Here is a 14,910-nt window from a genome sequence, read left to right as displayed (position 1 = left end):
GGCGCGAAGCGCCGCTCTTCGAGCTTCAGCCTTCCGCCTGATCGTCCTGGTGCTTGGCGGCGGTGTCCTTGATCAGGGGCTCCAGCTCGCCGTTCTGGTACATCTCGACGACGATGTCGCAGCCACCGACCAGCTCGCCCTCGACCCACAGCTGCGGGAAGGTCGGCCAGTTGGCCACCTTGGGCAGCTCGGCGCGGATATCCGGATTGTCCAGCACGTTGACGAAGGCGAAGCGCTCGCCGCAGGCCATCAGGGCCTGGACGGTCTGGGCGGAGAAGCCGCACTGGGGCAGCTGGGGGGTACCCTTCATGTAGATCAGGATCGGGTTCTCGCTGATCTGGCGCTGGATGTTCTCGACGGTGGTACTCATGTGCACTCCCTCTGGATCGCGTGGTGACCAGGGCGCTGCCGGGCAATACCCGAGTGCGTTGGTCGGCCTTGTTGATAGGCCCATTGTACGGATGCCGGGCGCATTGCGCATCCCCCCGCAGCTGGCTAGGATGGTCGTTTTTTCCCCGTGGAGTGACGCCATGGCGACCCGCCATTTCTTGACCCTGCTCGACCTGAGTCCGGATGAACTGCGCCACCTGATCCAGCGAGGCATCGCGATCAAGAACGGCCTGAAGACCCATGGCCCGACCTATACGCCGTTCGCCAACCGCACCCTGGCGATGATCTTCGAGAAGTCCTCGACGCGCACCCGGGTCTCCTTCGAGACCGCCATGGCGCAGTTCGGCGGCCATGCGCTCTTCCTGTCGCCCCGCGACACCCAGCTCGGTCGCGGCGAGCCCATCGGCGACACCGCCCGGGTGCTCGCCGAGATGGTCGACGCGGTGATGATCCGCACCTTCTCCCACCAGGGCCTGGAGACCTATGCGGCCGCCAGCGAGGTCCCGGTGATCAACGCCCTCACCGATGACTACCACCCCTGCCAGCTGCTCGCCGACGTCATGACCTGGACCGAACTGCGCGGCAGCGTGCGGGGCCGCACCGCCGTCTGGATCGGCGACGGTAACAACATGTGCCACTCCTGGATCAACGCGGCGCGCCAGTTCGATTTCCAGCTGCGCATCTGCTGCCCCGAGGGCTACGAGCCGCGCCAGGATATCCTCGACGCCGCCGGCGACCGGGTGACCGTGCTGCACGATCCCCGGCAGGCGGTGGTCGATGTCGACCTGGTGACCACCGATGTCTGGGCCTCCATGGGCCAGGAGGAGGAGCAGGCCAGGCGCGAGGCCGACTTCGCCGGCTTCCAGGTCAGCGAGGCGCTGCTCGACCGTGCCGCCGACGACGTGCTCTTCCTGCATTGCCTGCCGGCCCACCGCGGCGAGGAGATCAGCGAGACCCTGCTCGACGACCCGCGCGCCGTGGTCTGGCAGGAGGCCGGCAACCGGCTGCATGCCCAGAAGGCGCTGCTGGAGTTCCTGCTGCTGGGCCGCGTGGACGGCTGACCCGGCCATCCGTCCCGACATCCCCGACGCCCCGGCCCGTCATGGCCGGGGCGTCTTGCGTTGGGGCCCGGGTGTGTGGGGGAAAACGGCTTAGACCTTGGTCTAAGCCCTGGCCGCCAGTATAATGCGCTGCAACATTGGCGACCGCGAGGAGGGCGATAGCGCCCATGAGCACTTCATCCCCCGGGGCCACCCCACAGCGCAGCCTGCGGCAGTGCCTCTGCGACATGGCCGCCCTGCTCTACCGCGAGGGCCACGTCCTGGAAAGCGTCTCGATCCCCGACCGGGGCCTCGACGCCCGCGCGCTCCGGCATCTGGATGCCGCCGACGGGGACTGGCCCCGTTACCGGCGCATCCTGGAAGGCAGCGGCGCCGCTACCTACAACGACCAGCAGCGCCTGGTGCTCACCGACCTCGGCCGCGAACTGCTGTTCAGCATGTTCGGCGCCGGCGCGGCGGATAGCCGCGCCTGAGACGCTGCCCCACGCGGCGGCCCCCGGGGCCGCCGCACGCGTCTCGACCTTCCTCCACCGGCAGCGCGTCACCGCGCGGCCTTTCACCCGAGGCCCCTCGACCGCGGCTCCGCCCCCGCCCTGCCCTCGCGCGCCTGCCTGCTGGTCCAGACCCCGCGGGAAGCCGATGCCCGCCACGCCGCACCCCGAGCCTTCAGCGATCGCCTGCTCGGCGAGCTCGAACGCCGCTTCGAGACGATCTTCGCCCCGCAATGACACCGGCCATCGCCAACGGCAGACCCGCGCCCCTACACCTGGCGCCTTATGTCAATTTCAAGTCGCCTAAGGCACGTTTCGTGGGCGCCGGATCACGGACACTCCCCTCAGGCTCACCCAGGAGGTCCCCATGAACCGCAACGTCATTCTGACCTGTGCCATCACCGGCGCCGGCGACACCGCCGGCAAGAACCCCAACGTCCCGGTCACGCCCCGGCAGATCGCCGACGACTGCATCGCCGCCGCCAAGGCCGGCGCCAGCGTCGCCCATATCCACGTGCGCGATCCCGAGACCGGCGGCATCAGCCACTCCACCGAGCACTTCCGCGAGGTGATGGAGCGGGTCCGCGAGGCGGATACCGACATCGTCATGAACATCACCGCCGGCGGCGGCGGCGACTGGATTCCCGACGCCGAGGACCCGACTCGCGGCGGCCCGGGCACCGACATCCAGACCCCACGCGAGCGCCACGCGCCGGTCGGCGAGCTGCTGCCCGAGCTGTGCACCCTGGATTGCGGCAGCCTGAATTTCGGCGACATGGTCTACGTCAACACCGCCGACTGGCTGCGCGAGCACGCCCGCCTGGTGCAGGCCGCCGGCGTCAAGCCGGAGCTCGAGTGCTTCGACCTGGGCCACGTCTGGTTCGCCCGCCAGTTGCAGCAGGAGGGCCTGCTCGACGGCGACCCGCTATTCCAGCTGTGCCTGGGCATCCCCTGGGGCGCCGAGGCCGACCCCGAGACCATGCTGGCGATGCGCAACAAGCTGCCGGAGAACGCCAACTGGGCGGCCTTCGGCATCGGCCGCCAGCAGATGCCCATGGTCGCCCAGGCGATGCTGCTCGGCGGCCACGCCCGGGTCGGCCTGGAGGACAACCTCTACCTCAAGAAGGGGGTGATGGCGACCAACGCCCAGCTGGTCGAGAAGGCCGGCGACATCATCGAGCACCTCGGCGGCCGCGTCATGACCCCCGCCGAGACCCGCGCGCACCTCGCGCTGCGCGACCCGAGCACCGGCCATATCGTCAAGACAGCGCTCGAGACAGCCGCGGGAGGTGACGCATGAGCCGTCAACTCTCCGTCATCGGCACCGGCGTCATCGGCAACGGCTGGATCGCCCGGGCCCTGGCCCGCGGCTGGGACGTGGTCGCCTTCGACCCGGCCCCCCAGGCCGCCGAGCGCACCCGCGCCTTCGTCGACAACGCCTGGCCGTCCCTCGAGACACTCGGCCTGGCCGAGGGTGCCGATCCCGCACGCCTGACCTTCGTGAGCCGCCTCGAGGAGGCGGTGGCAGGCGCCGACCTGATCCAGGAGAACGTGCCCGAGCGCCTCGAGCTCAAGCGCGAGATCCTCGCCGCCATCGACGCCGCGGCCGCGCCCGGCGCGATCATCGGCTCCTCCACCTCGGGCTTCAAGCCCAGCGACCTGCAGCGCGACTGCACCTGGGTCCCGGGCCGGGTGATCGTCGCCCACCCCTTCAACCCGGTCTACCTGCTGCCGCTGGTGGAGCTGGTGGGCGGCGAGGCCACCGAGGCCAGCCATATCGCGCGGGCCCAGGCACTCTACCAGGACCTGGCCATGCGCCCGCTGGTGGTGCGCCGCGAGATCGAGGGCCATATCGCCGACCGGCTGATGGAGGCGCTGTGGCGCGAGGCCCTGCACCTGGTCAACGACGGCGTGGCCACCACCGAGGAGGTGGACGCGGCGGTAGTCTACGGCTGCGGGCTGCGCTGGTCGCTGATGGGCACCTTCCTGACCTTTCACCTGGCCGGCGGCGAGCCGGGCATGCGCCATATGCTCGAGCAGTTCGGCCCGGCGTTGAAGCTGCCCTGGACCAGGCTCGAGGCCCCGGAGCTCACCGACGAGCTGATCGACAAGGTGGTCACGGGCTGCGAGTTCCAGGCCGCCGACCGCCCCGTGGCCGAGCTCGACCGCCGCCGTGATGAGTTCCTGGTCGAGCTGCTCGACCTGGTGCAGAAGTACTGGCCCGAGGCCGAGGGCCTCGAGGGGCGCATCTGATGGCACTGCTCGAGACCCGCGTCGCCCCGCAGTGGGTCGACTACAACGGCCATATGAACGATGCCGAATACGCCCGGGTGTTCTCCCTGGGGGTGGAGGCGCTGATGGACGCCATCGGCCTGGACGCGGCCGGCCGGCGCCGCCACGGCTACACCCTCTACACCCTGGAGACCCATCTCTGCTATCGCCGCGAGGCCCACGAGGGCCAGCCGCTGGCGGTCGAGGCGACGGTGCTGGACCGCGATGCCAAGCGCCTGCACGTCTTCTTCGCGATGCGTGACGCCGAGGGCACCCTGCTGGCCACCAGCGAGCAGATGCTGATGGGCATCGACAGCGAGGCCGGCCGTCCGGCGCCCTTCCCCGAGGCCGTGGAGCGGGCCATCGCCGCGCTGCCGCATGCCGAGGCGGACGCCTGGCCGGAACTCGCCGGGCGACGCATCGGCCTGCCGCCCAGGCGCTAAGGCCGCCCGGCGTCATCACATCGCTTCATCACACCATCCCGCCCGGCCGGCGCCGGGCGGGCAACGGGATCGCCGGCCCGAGGCCCGGCCCATCAGAGGAGACGGCTTATCGCTACCCCCACCCCCCCGCAGCGCGACGCGCGCCCGCACGCCGGGACCACCACGGACTACATGGTGACCGAGCTATCCCAGGCCGGGTTCTTCCGCGGCATGCACAAGGGCATGACCATCACCTCCGCCGCCCTGGTGCTGGCCTTCGTGCTGTTCACCGGGTTCGGCGCCGATGTGGCCGGCAGCGTCTTCGGCGCCGCGCGCGGCTGGATCGAGAGCACCTTCAGTGGCTACTACCTGGTGACCGTGATGCTGCTGCTGGCGGTCTGTGCGGTCATCGTGGTCAGCCGCTACGGCAGCATCCGCCTCGGCGCCGACGACAGTCGCCCCGAGTTCAGCAACTTCGCCTGGTTCTCGATGCTGTTCTCCGCCGGCATCGGCATCGGCATCCTGTTCTTCGGGGTCGCCGAACCGATCTTCTACCTGGATGACGGGGGCGCCTTCGGCTACCCCAACAACCCCCATGCCGACATGGCCGGCGCCACCACCCTGGGCCATGAGCGGGCCATCGACGCCCTGCGCGTCTCGGTCTTCCACTGGGGGCTGCACGGCTGGGCCATCTACGTGATCGTCGGCCTGTCGCTGGCCTACTTCGCCTACCGCAAGGGGCTGCCTCTGGCACTGCGCTCCGCGCTCTACCCCTTTATCGGCGAGCGCATCTACGGGCCGGTCGGCCATGCGGTCGACATCCTCGGGGTGCTGGGCTGCGTCTTCGGCGTGGCCACCTCGCTGGGCCTCGGCGTCAGCCAGATGGCCGTGGGCCTGGAGCGGCTGGTCGGCATCAGCGACGGCCTGCAGACGCAGCTCGTGCTGATCGCGGTGATCTCGGCCGTCTCCATCCTCTCGGTGGTGTCCGGCGTGCAGAAGGGCATCAAGCTCATCTCCGAGCTCAATATCTGGGTCTCGGTGCTGGTGGTCGGCGCCTTCCTGCTCGGCGGCCCCACCCTGTGGCTGGTCCAGGCCTTCGGCGAGACCCTGCTCGACTACGCCGCCCACTTCATTCCCATGGGCCTGTGGTACGCCGACGAGCCCGGCCCGGCCGCCTGGCAGCAGGCCTGGACCATCTTCTACTGGGGCTGGTGGCTGGCCTGGGCACCCTTCGTCGGGCTGTTCATCGCCCGCATCTCCCGGGGCCGCACCCTGCGCGAGTTCGTGCTCGGCGTGCTGCTGGTGCCGACCCTGATCATCTTCGTCTGGCTGGTCATCTTCGGCGGCAATGCCCTCTATCAGGAGCTGCACGCCGCGGACGGCCCCGGCAGCGCGGGAATCATCGAGCTGGTCAATGCCTGGGACCTGCCCGCCGCCCTGTTCGCCAGCGCCGACGGCATCGCCGGCACCGGCGCCCTGGGCTGGCTGCTCTCGGCGATGATGGTGTTCCTGCTGATGAGCTGGTTCGTCACCTCCTCGGATTCCGGCACCCTGGTGCTGACCACCATCCTGTCGCTGGGCAACGACGAGCCGCCCCAGCGCTTCCGGGTCTTCTGGGGGGTGGTGATCGGCCTGGTGGCCGCCGTGCTGCTGGTGGCCGGTGGCCTCAAGGCGCTGCAGACGGCGCTGATCGCCGCCGCCCTGCCGCTGAGCGGGGTCATCCTGGTGATGACCGCCGGCGTGCTGGTCTCGCTGGTGCGCGAGTCGCGACAGGCCCGCCCGGCGATGGAGCGGCAATGACGCCGGAGACCTTCCGTCGCGCCTTCGCGCAGGGTCTGGAGGCACTGGCCGGGCTGTCCCTCGGGGCGGCCCGGCCGCGCTATGACCGGCTGTGCCAGTCCTTCGCGCCGCCACTGCCCGAGGGCATGACCGTCGCCGATACCAGCGTCGCCGGCGTGGCCACCCGTCGCTTGCGCCCCTGGAGCGCACTATCGACGCCTGGCGATCGGCCGGTGCCGAGGTCGGCTATCGGCGTGCCCCGGGACTCTGGCACGGGGCCCTGCATGCCCATGCCCCCCTCCCCGCCATGCGAGCGGCCTGGCGGGACTTCTGCGCCGCCCTGGCCCATCGGCTGGCGTGAGGACTGGCCAGACGATTGACCTGACCCACTGACAAGAAGGCCCGACCCGGCGGAGCCGGGTCGGGCCTTGGCGGGGGGGCTTTGCCCTCCCATCGTTGGCGGGGCGGCTCAGTAGCGGCCGAGCAGCGATTCCAGCTTGAAGGTGCTGGACGACAGTTCCCCGTAGCTCATCACCGGCGCCTCGGGCGCCTCGGCGGAGGGCCAGGCCGCCATCGCCTCGTCATAGGCCGCCATCAGTTCCTCGTAGGCCGCCTCGTCGCTGGCCTGGAAGAGTTCGGCCTGCTGTTCGAGCTGCGCCTTGGCGGTCAGCATGAAGCCACGCCCGTCCTGGTACTCCGGCACGTTGACGAACTGGCCGTCGTCCACGGCTTCCTCGTACTCGTGCACCGCCTGGCGCAGCAAGGCCAGCTGGACGCGACCCTGGAAGGCCACATCCTCGCGCAGCTCACCGTCGACGTCCTGCATGGCGGTGTCGATGGCGGCCAGGGCGGCCTGGTAGGCGTCGGCATGCTCACCCCACTCGCCGCCCTCGCGAGTCTGATCGACCAGGGCCTGGAGCGTATCCTCGAACGGCGCAACGCCACGGGTCTCGAAGGCCGGCTCCAGGGGCTCGTAGTGCTCCTGAAGGGGATGGCCGAAGTGCGGCTGGGCGGCGGTCTGCTCGCCGGCCTGGTAGAGCTCGCGGGCGACGGCCAGGTGGCCCTTCATCATGGCCAGGTTGGTGTAGTAGACGCCGGGGTTGCTGGCATCGATGGCATGGCCGGCTTCACCGCCTTCGCCACCTTCACCGCCTTCACCACCTTCGCCGCCTTCACCACCGGCGGGGGCATTCAGGTAGGCGAACACCGCGAAGGGATCGGCCGCGGCGCTGCCTTCACCGCCCTCGCCACCTTCACCGCCTTCCTGGTGGTGGCCGGCTTCACCGCCCTCGCCACCTTCACCGCCTTCCTGGTGGTGGCCGGCTTCGCCGCCCTCGCCGCCTTCACCGCCTTCGTGGTGGTGGCCGGCTTCACCGCCCTCGCCGCCTTCACCGCCTTCGTGGTGGTGGCCGGCTTCGCCACCTTCACCACCTTCACCACCTTCGTGGTGGTGGCCGGCTTCACCGCCCTCGGCACCTTCGCCACCATGGTCGGCATGGGCGAGCATCGGGCTGTCGGGCCCCTGGGTGTAATCGTTCGGGACCTCGGCCCAGCTGGCCGCGCTGGTGCCCAGCAGAACGGAGGCGCCGACGCCGACCCAAATCTTGGTGCGGGTATTGTTGGACATGCAGTCTTCCTCGTGTAACGGGATTACCAGGGCGCTCGGCCACGCTGGCCGACTCGGTCAACGGCATAGATTGCCGGCTGCGAAAGTTTAATGCAAACCATTCACAGCCGTTTATAATTGGCAGTCGTTTTCTCGACTGGAGCGCCTACCGTGATCCTTTGCATCGACCAGGTCATTTCGCCGGAGCTGCTCGCGCGAGTACAGGCCACCCTGGCCGACAGCGCCTTCCGGGACGGCCGGGAAACCGCGGGCTGGCATGCCCGCACCGTCAAGCAGAACGAGCAGGCCGACGGCCGCCAGCCCGAGGTGGTCGCCCTGCGAGAGGAACTGGCCTCGGCACTGCAACGCCACCCGCTGTTCCAGATGGCCGCCCGCCCGCGTCGCATGAAGCCGCTGATGTTCAGCCGCTACCAGGAGGGCATGAGCTACGGCAACCATGTCGATGATGCGATCATGGCGACTCCCCAGGGCGCCATGCGCACCGACCTGTCCTTCACCCTCTTCCTCAACGACCCGGACAGCTACGAGGGCGGCGAGCTGCTGATCGACTCCACCGCCGGGGAGCAGACCTACAAGCTGCCCGCCGGCGCCCTGATCCTCTACCCCTCCTCGACCCTGCACCGTGTCGAGCCCGTCACCCGAGGCGATCGGCTGGCCGCCGTGGGCTGGGCGCAGAGCCAGGTGCGCGACCCGCAGCAGCGGGAGATCCTCTTCGACCTGGATACCACCCGGCGCCAGGAATTCGAGGCCCACGGCAAGACCCGCACCTTCGACATGCTGTCGAAGAGCCTGGCCAACCTGCTGCGCATGTGGGCGGAGATCTAGGAGCCTGTCGGACTTAACGCTGATCGACTGCGAAACCCGGGCTTTCGGCCAATTTCATTCGATCTGCTTCGTTAAAGAGCCCGCTATTCGCCTCATCAGATCGATAAACTTGTCTCGAAATCCGTGTCTCTCGCGACGATCGGTCAAATCCGACAGGCTCCTAGGCGCTCAGGGTCGCCGGGCCTGCCGCGGGGAGATGCCATAACGGCTTCGGAAGGCCCGCGCGAAGCTCGAGCCGGACGTGAAGCCACAGGCCAACCCCACCGCCAGGATGTCCAGGTCGGTCTCCTCCAGCAGATGGCGGGCCCGCTCCAGGCGCAGGCCCAGGTACCAGTCCCGGGGCGACTGGCCCAGCTCCTGGTCGAAGAGGCGTTGCAGGTGACGGGAGGAGACGCCACTGCGCCGCGCCACCTCGGCCAGCGGCAGCGGCGACTCCAGGTGGCGCTCCATCAGGTCCACGGCCTCCACCAGGCGGCGGCGATGCGTACCCAGCCGACGGGCGAGGGTCATGCGCTGCTGGTCATGACGGGTGCGGATGCGCTCGTGCACCAGTTGCTCGGAGACGTCGATGGCCAGCCGATGACCATGCCGGCGGGCGATCACCTCGAGTGCCATGTCCATGGCGGCCGCCCCACCGGCACAGGAGAAGCGCCGCGAGCCGAGTTCGAAGAGCTCGTCGGAGGTGGCGATGGCGGGAAAGCGCTCCTGGAAGGCCGGCAGGCTCTCCCAGTGCAGGGTCACCCGCTCGCCATCCAGCAGGCCCGCCGCGGCCAGCAGGAAGCACCCGGTGTCGAGCCCGCCCAGCACGCAGCCGGCCCCGTCCAGGCGGTGCAGCCAGCGCATCAGCGTCCGGCTCAGGTGGCGCTCCGGATCGAAGCCGCTGCATACCGCCAGGGACGGCAGGTGGTGCACCGCCTCGATGGACTGCTCGGCGAGCAGGGTCATGCCGTTGGAGGCGGTGACCGGCCCACCGTCCTCGCTGATCAGCGTCCAGTCGAACAGGGGCCGGCCGCTGATGCGGTTGGCGATGCGCAGTGGCTCGATGGCCGAGAAGAAGGCCATCATCGAGAAGCGCGGCAGGAGCAGGAAGCCGATCGGTTCGGGCGTGGGTCCGGAGTAGTCGAGGCGCATGACGAGGCCGGTGGAGAGGACGAGGGCCGGTCATGATGACCGGCCCTCGTCGTGTCGGCAAGCGAGGGGCGCCGGGGACAGGTCGACGGATCGCCCCCGAGCGACACGGCTCACTGCGTTCGCCGTGGATCAGCGAAATGGGCCTTCACCGCCTCCATGGCAGGTCGACCGTCCCTGGCCTCGACGCCCTCGAGCCAGGCCTCGACGGTGTCGTAGTGCTCGCGGATCCATTCGCTGGCCACCTCCTCCGCGGGCCGCTCCTCGTAGCTGTAGGCATGGACCCAGTCGTTCTGGTCCGCCGTGTCGACCACGTACTGGCTCATGAAGCGATAGAGGTCGGGATCCTCGTCCTCGAGGGTGGCAGGCACCACCGTCCAGACGGTGCTCTCGATGTCGGCGATCCCGGCGCCGTCGGCATCCTCGAGATAGACGAGGTCGAAGCTGACGTTCATCCAGTGGGGTTCCCAGCCGACGAAGGTCACCCACTCGCCGTCACGCATCTTCTTCTCGGCCTGAGCCAGCATGGCCGCCGTGGAACTCTCGCGCAGGGACCAGTCGCCGAGGCCGGCCAGGTCCTGGTCGACCGCCTCGCCGATGGCGATGTTGATGCCGGTGCCGGCCTCGATGCCCTGGATGGTGTCGTCGAAGCGCTCGCGATGGGCGTCGAGATCGGCCACCGAGGTGATGCCGGCCTCATGGACATAGCGCGGCACCACCAATCCCGAAGTCGCCCCCTGGATGTTGGCCGCGGCCTTGACCACCTTGCCGTCGGCGACCAGCGGCTCGACCATGTCGGTCAGCACCGGGTACCAGCCGCCCAGGTAGGCCTCCAGGTCGCCCTCGGCCAGGCCGTTGAGGACGCCATAAGGCGACGCATGGACGACATGAGGCGACACGATGCCCCGGAGCCTCGCCCGGCGTTGCAAAGGCACGTTCAGCCCCTACAATCGGGGACCGAGATCCGCGGGCCCCTTGCAGGCACCGCACGAGCCCCACTCGATGTCGGCCCGAGGCCCCATGCGACTCCACCCTCCCGTTCCCGCGCCGGAGCGCCTCGGCTTCCTGCTGCTGCCCCGCTTCGCCATGGTGGCCTTCTTCTCGGCCATCGAGCCGCTGCGCATCGCCAACCGCATCAGTGGCCGGACCCTCTTCCGGTGGGACGTGATCAGCCGCGACGGCGAGCCGGTGATGGCCTCCAACGGCATGACGCTGTCGGCGACCCGCGCCATGGCCGAGGCCCCGCTGGCACCCAGCCTGGCGGTGTGCGCCAGCTTCGAGCCCGAGGCCGCCGTCGATGACACCCTGCTCGACTGGCTGCGCGAGCGGGCCGCCGCGGACTGCCTGCTCGGCGGCATGGACACCGGCTGCTTCGCGCTCGCCGCCGCCGGCCTGCTCGACGACCAGACGGTGACCCTGCACTGGGAATCCCTGCCCGAGTTCCGCGCCCGCTACCCGCGCGTCGACGCCGTGGAATCGCTCTACGAGATCACCCCCGAGGGGTTCTCCTGCGCCGGCGGCAGCGCGGCCATCGACATGAGCCTCGACCTGATCCGCCGCCGTCATGGCGACGACCTAGCCGGCCAGGTCCGCGAGCAGCTGATCCACGACCAGGGACGCCGGCCGGCCAGCCGCCAGCGCGACCCGGCCACCCCCGACGACCCGGCCCTGCGCCGTGCCATCGCCCTGATGGAGGCCAACCTGGAGGCGCCGCTGGGCATCCGCGAGCTGGCCGCCGAACTCGACCTCTCCTGGCGGCGACTCGACCGGCTCTTCGCCCGCCACCTGGGCACCTCGCCGCAGCATGCCTACCTGGCACGCCGCCTGGACCATGCCCATCGGCTGCTGCGCGAGACTCGCCACAGCGTCATGGATATCGCCCTGGCCTGCGGCTTCGCCTCCGCCTCGAGCTTCACCCGCGCCTTCCGCCGCCGCCATGGCGTCACCCCGAGCGCGCTGCGACAGCATCCCTGAGCGATGCCTCGACTGCCGGACGCCCCCGCGCCGGAGGATGTTGACAGGCCCGCCGGCAACCGGTTTCATTTGAAACCAAATGCTCGCTCACGTCCCTGGAGACCCCGATGCCTCAGTCCTGGCAGCAATATCGCAGCGCCCCCTCCCCCGGTACCCGCGTGGCCGAGGCCGACGCCCTGCCCGAGCAGGGCCACCTGAGCGTGACCGTGGAGAGCGACCGCGGCCGGTTCCCGCTGCTGGTGATACGCCTCGGCGACGGCGAACTCAGGGCCTACGTCAATGCCTGCCCCCACCAGTTCCTGCCCCTCGACCAGCGCGGCAATCGCCTGCTGAGCGAGGACGGCGAGCAGCTGCGTTGCACCAACCACGACGCCGCCTTCGCGACCCGCAGCGGGGAAGGCGTGGGCGGCCTGGGCCTGGGCTGTGCCCTGGACCCGGTCCCCGTGCGCCTGGCGGACGGCTGGCTGGTGATCGGCGGCTGAGCCCGCCTGTCGAATCGTGCACAGTCGGCGTCGAATCCTGTCGCGAGGCCTTGCTCTCCCGCTGGCATCCTGAGCCCGTTCCCACGCCGTTCAGGAGATACCCCATGACCGAGACCGCCCTGCCGTTGACGCCGGATTACGATGCGTGGCCGATCGACGCCGCCCTCGACGCCGTCTCCTTCACGCCGCGCCTGGTGACGGTGCGCTGGAGCGACGGGCGCGTCAGCCGCTATCACGGCGTCTGGCTGCGCGAGAACGCCGCCGACGAGACCACCGTCAACCCGGCGACCCGGGAGCGGATCCTCGATCTCTCCACCCTGCCCGCCTGGCCGGAGATCGCCGGCGCCGACATCGACGCCGCCGGTGCCCTGTGTGTCGACTTCGCCCCCGAGGACCGGCGCCTGCGCTTCCACCCCGGCTGGCTGCGCGCCCACGACTACGACAATGCCGACGATCCGGAGGCGCCGCTGGTACCGGTGACGAGCTGGCAGGGCGGCCCCGAGGGCGGCCCGGACACCCTCGACGCCGCGGGCCTGCTCGACACCGCCCCCGACGGCGAAGGCGAGGAGGCGATCCTCGCCCCGGCACTGGAAAGCGTGCTCGGCAAGGGGCTGGTGCGGCTGCGTGGCCTGCCCACCGAGCCGGGCTCGCTGGAGGCCATCGCCCGACGCATCGGTCCGGTGCGACCCACCAACTTCGGCCAGCTGTTCGACGTCAAGGCCAAGCCGGATCCCGACTCCAACGCCTACACGGCCATCGCCCTGCCGCCCCACGTCGACCTGCCGACCCGGGAGTATCACCCGGGCCTGCAGATGCTGCACTGCCTGGAGAACGGCGTGGAGGGCGGTCAGGCGGTGATGCTCGACGGCTTCGCCGTGGCCGAGGCCTTGCGCGACCGCCACCCCGAGGCCTGGGCCACCCTGACCCGGGTGCGCTGGTGCTACGCCAACACCGCCAGGACCACCGACTACGTGTGGTTCGCGCCGATGATCCGCCTCGACGCCCGGGGCGAACTGCTCGAGGTACGCATCGCCGACTTCCTGCGCGGCCCCCTGCAGACCGCCTTCGAGGACGTCGAGCCGGCCTATGAGGCGCTGATGACCCTGCAGCGGCTGTTGCGCGACCCGGCCTTCGCCATCCGCTTCACCTACCGGCCCGGCGACCTGGTGATCTTCGACAACCGTCGCCTGCTGCATGCCCGCGACGCCTTCGAGGGCGCCAGCGGCCACCGCTGGCTGCAGGGCTGCTACATGGAGCGTGACGAGATCCGCTCGCGCTATCGCATGATCCAGCGGGCCCGGCGTCGCCGGCGGCTGACCGCCGACGCCTGAACCGACTCACCCCGGTCCCCGGGCCGCCGTCTCCCTGGGCGACTCCGCGAAGCGCGTCCGGTAGGCGCGCGAGAAGTGCGCCGGGTGCTGGAAGCCGGTCGCCATCGCCGCCTCGGTGACCCGGCAGTGGCTGCCGGCGAGCAGCCGCTGGGCCCGGTCCAGGCGCATGCCCAGGTAGCACTGCTTGGGGGTCTCGCCGAAGTGCGCCAGGAACAGCCGCGTGAGCTGGCGCTGGGACTGACCCACCATCCGGCAGATCTCGGGGATCGGCAACGCCTGGGCCAGGTTGGCCTCCATCACCGCCAGACTCCTGACCACGCTGCGCGGCAGCCGCGCATAGCGGGCCTGGCGCTCGCCCTCGTCCGCTTCGTGGTATCGGTCATGCACCAGCTGACGGCCCACGGCGTCGGCCAGCGCCGGGCCATAGTCGCGTTCGATGCGGTCGAGCATCATGTCGATGCCGGTGGTGCCCCCGGCGCCGGTCTGGCGGGCGATATCGGACTCGAAGCGCTCGCGGCTGATCCTCAGGTGCGGGAACTCGCGACGAAAGGCCGGCACGCTCTCCCAGTGCAGGGCCACCCGATGCCCCTCCAGCACGCCGGCCCGCGCCAGGATGAAGGGCGCGGTATCCAGCCCCCCTAGCCAGCCGCCATGGGCCGCCACGCGGCGCAGCACCGCCCGGTCCTGGGCGGTGACCCCGGCCTCCGCCTCATAGGACGACACCACCATCAGGCTGGCGTCATCGGGCACCGTGGCAAGCTGGCCATCCACCTCGATGCGCACGCCGTTGCTGGCGACCACCCCCTCGCCGTCCGCCGAGCGGAGTCGCCAGGCGAAAAGATCACGACCGAAACGATTGGCCACCCGCAACGGCTCCAGCATGCAGAACAGGGTCAGCATCGAGAACTTGGGCACCAGCCAGACATCCAGGGTGTGCTCCGCCTGTTCGGGAGACAGCAAGGGGGGCGAATCGGGACGGGGATAGGGCCAGGTTTCGGGATAGTCATCGATCATGGCCAATTTCATCAACTTTATGGCAAATTTATGCAAATCATAGCCCCGGGGTGGCGTTAGGGTAAAGCCGGTCACGTCATCGGCGCCGCTGACCGCGACCCCACAACGTCCCCTG

The 14,910-nt window shown here is 69.9% G+C and carries 17 protein-coding genes; 12 read left to right on the top strand and 5 right to left on the bottom strand.

Going from position 1 to position 14,910, the window contains the following annotated elements; translation table 11 throughout:
• Nucleotides 1-25 precede the first annotated feature (25 nt).
• Entirely contained in the window at nt 26-370 is a 345-nt protein-coding gene (locus tag OCT48_RS08115) for a Grx4 family monothiol glutaredoxin (protein ID WP_263592190.1), read from the bottom strand.
• Nucleotides 371-530: 160 nt separating this feature from the next.
• On the opposite strand from OCT48_RS08115, the gene argF reads away from it, so the two are divergent.
• From argF to OCT48_RS08080, 7 genes are all read left to right on the top strand, one after another.
• On the top strand, nt 531-1,451 hold the full coding sequence (gene argF / locus OCT48_RS08110; protein ID WP_263592189.1) for an ornithine carbamoyltransferase: 921 nt from the start codon (nt 531-533) through the stop codon (nt 1,449-1,451).
• 167 nt (nt 1,452-1,618) lie between these two features.
• Complete coding sequence (locus tag OCT48_RS08105; RefSeq protein WP_263592188.1) at nt 1,619-1,924, top strand: hypothetical protein; 306 nt, start codon at nt 1,619-1,621, stop codon at nt 1,922-1,924.
• A gap of 385 nt (nt 1,925-2,309) precedes the next feature.
• Nucleotides 2,310-3,242, top strand: coding sequence for a 3-keto-5-aminohexanoate cleavage protein (locus OCT48_RS08100; protein WP_263592187.1), 933 nt, complete (start codon nt 2,310-2,312; stop codon nt 3,240-3,242).
• A complete protein-coding gene (locus OCT48_RS08095; RefSeq protein ID WP_263592186.1) occupies nt 3,239-4,195 on the top strand; it encodes an L-carnitine dehydrogenase in 957 nt (318 codons plus the stop codon). Before OCT48_RS08100 ends, OCT48_RS08095 begins: the two co-directional genes overlap by 4 nt.
• Nucleotides 4,195-4,656: a thioesterase family protein gene (locus tag OCT48_RS08090; RefSeq protein ID WP_263592185.1), complete on the top strand. Its 462-nt coding sequence runs from the start codon at nt 4,195-4,197 to the stop codon at nt 4,654-4,656. Before OCT48_RS08095 ends, OCT48_RS08090 begins: the two co-directional genes overlap by 1 nt.
• A 171-nt stretch (nt 4,657-4,827) precedes the next feature.
• Nucleotides 4,828-6,435, top strand: a complete 1,608-nt coding sequence (locus tag OCT48_RS08085; RefSeq protein ID WP_263592184.1) for a BCCT family transporter — start codon at nt 4,828-4,830, stop codon at nt 6,433-6,435.
• Between the two features lie 91 nt (nt 6,436-6,526).
• Nucleotides 6,527-6,775, top strand: a complete 249-nt coding sequence (locus OCT48_RS08080; protein WP_263592183.1) for a hypothetical protein — start codon at nt 6,527-6,529, stop codon at nt 6,773-6,775.
• 108 nt (nt 6,776-6,883) lie between these two features.
• Here OCT48_RS08080 and OCT48_RS08075 read toward each other — a convergent pair whose 3' ends face one another.
• Entirely contained in the window at nt 6,884-7,486 is a 603-nt protein-coding gene (locus OCT48_RS08075; RefSeq protein ID WP_263592182.1) for a hypothetical protein, read from the bottom strand.
• 45 nt (nt 7,487-7,531) lie between these two features.
• On the opposite strand from OCT48_RS08075, the gene OCT48_RS08070 reads away from it, so the two are divergent.
• Entirely contained in the window at nt 7,532-8,059 is a 528-nt protein-coding gene (locus OCT48_RS08070) for a hypothetical protein (protein WP_263592181.1), read from the top strand.
• Between the two features lie 132 nt (nt 8,060-8,191).
• The gene (locus OCT48_RS08065; protein WP_263592180.1) at nt 8,192-8,866 is read left to right on the top strand and encodes a Fe2+-dependent dioxygenase; all 675 of its coding nucleotides are present in this window, start codon (nt 8,192-8,194) and stop codon (nt 8,864-8,866) included.
• Between the two features lie 168 nt (nt 8,867-9,034).
• On the opposite strand, the gene OCT48_RS08060 is transcribed toward OCT48_RS08065, so the two are convergent.
• Entirely contained in the window at nt 9,035-9,997 is a 963-nt protein-coding gene (locus OCT48_RS08060) for a GlxA family transcriptional regulator (RefSeq protein ID WP_263592179.1), read from the bottom strand.
• A gap of 110 nt (nt 9,998-10,107) precedes the next feature.
• The gene (locus OCT48_RS08055) at nt 10,108-10,929 is read right to left on the bottom strand and encodes a glycine betaine ABC transporter substrate-binding protein (RefSeq protein ID WP_318152595.1); all 822 of its coding nucleotides are present in this window, start codon (nt 10,927-10,929) and stop codon (nt 10,108-10,110) included.
• 85 nt (nt 10,930-11,014) lie between these two features.
• Between OCT48_RS08055 and OCT48_RS08050 the strand changes: the two genes are divergently transcribed.
• From OCT48_RS08050 to OCT48_RS08040, 3 genes are all read left to right on the top strand, one after another.
• Nucleotides 11,015-11,968, top strand: coding sequence for a GlxA family transcriptional regulator (locus OCT48_RS08050; RefSeq protein WP_263592178.1), 954 nt, complete (start codon nt 11,015-11,017; stop codon nt 11,966-11,968).
• Nucleotides 11,969-12,075: 107 nt separating this feature from the next.
• Entirely contained in the window at nt 12,076-12,450 is a 375-nt protein-coding gene (locus OCT48_RS08045) for a Rieske (2Fe-2S) protein (RefSeq protein ID WP_263592177.1), read from the top strand.
• 104 nt (nt 12,451-12,554) lie between these two features.
• Entirely contained in the window at nt 12,555-13,781 is a 1,227-nt protein-coding gene (locus OCT48_RS08040) for a TauD/TfdA family dioxygenase (protein WP_263592176.1), read from the top strand.
• Nucleotides 13,782-13,787: 6 nt separating this feature from the next.
• On the opposite strand, the gene OCT48_RS08035 is transcribed toward OCT48_RS08040, so the two are convergent.
• The gene (locus OCT48_RS08035) at nt 13,788-14,795 is read right to left on the bottom strand and encodes a GlxA family transcriptional regulator (RefSeq protein WP_263592175.1); all 1,008 of its coding nucleotides are present in this window, start codon (nt 14,793-14,795) and stop codon (nt 13,788-13,790) included.
• Between the last annotated feature and the right edge of the window lie 115 nt (nt 14,796-14,910).

Origin of the sequence: Halomonas sp. M4R1S46 (assembly GCF_025725685.1) — a bacterium.
Lineage (GTDB): Bacteria > Pseudomonadota > Gammaproteobacteria > Pseudomonadales > Halomonadaceae > Halomonas.
The sequence above is the reverse complement of the archived record's forward strand: the minus strand, read 5'-3'. Positions and strand labels throughout refer to the sequence as shown.

Coding starts and splice junctions, on each gene's coding strand:
- OCT48_RS08115 (WP_263592190.1), bottom strand. CDS start 370: ATGAGTACCACCGTCGAGAACATCCAGCGCCAGATCAGCGAGAACCCG.
- argF (WP_263592189.1), top strand. CDS start 531: ATGGCGACCCGCCATTTCTTGACCCTGCTCGACCTGAGTCCGGATGAA.
- OCT48_RS08105 (WP_263592188.1), top strand. CDS start 1,619: ATGAGCACTTCATCCCCCGGGGCCACCCCACAGCGCAGCCTGCGGCAG.
- OCT48_RS08100 (WP_263592187.1), top strand. CDS start 2,310: ATGAACCGCAACGTCATTCTGACCTGTGCCATCACCGGCGCCGGCGAC.
- OCT48_RS08095 (WP_263592186.1), top strand. CDS start 3,239: ATGAGCCGTCAACTCTCCGTCATCGGCACCGGCGTCATCGGCAACGGC.
- OCT48_RS08090 (WP_263592185.1), top strand. CDS start 4,195: ATGGCACTGCTCGAGACCCGCGTCGCCCCGCAGTGGGTCGACTACAAC.
- OCT48_RS08085 (WP_263592184.1), top strand. CDS start 4,828: ATGGTGACCGAGCTATCCCAGGCCGGGTTCTTCCGCGGCATGCACAAG.
- OCT48_RS08075 (WP_263592182.1), bottom strand. CDS start 7,486: ATGATGAAGGGCCACCTGGCCGTCGCCCGCGAGCTCTACCAGGCCGGC.
- OCT48_RS08070 (WP_263592181.1), top strand. CDS start 7,532: ATGGCCGGCTTCACCGCCTTCGCCACCTTCACCGCCTTCACCACCTTC.
- OCT48_RS08060 (WP_263592179.1), bottom strand. CDS start 9,997: ATGCGCCTCGACTACTCCGGACCCACGCCCGAACCGATCGGCTTCCTG.
- OCT48_RS08050 (WP_263592178.1), top strand. CDS start 11,015: ATGCGACTCCACCCTCCCGTTCCCGCGCCGGAGCGCCTCGGCTTCCTG.
- OCT48_RS08045 (WP_263592177.1), top strand. CDS start 12,076: ATGCCTCAGTCCTGGCAGCAATATCGCAGCGCCCCCTCCCCCGGTACC.
- OCT48_RS08040 (WP_263592176.1), top strand. CDS start 12,555: ATGACCGAGACCGCCCTGCCGTTGACGCCGGATTACGATGCGTGGCCG.
- OCT48_RS08035 (WP_263592175.1), bottom strand. CDS start 14,795: ATGATCGATGACTATCCCGAAACCTGGCCCTATCCCCGTCCCGATTCG.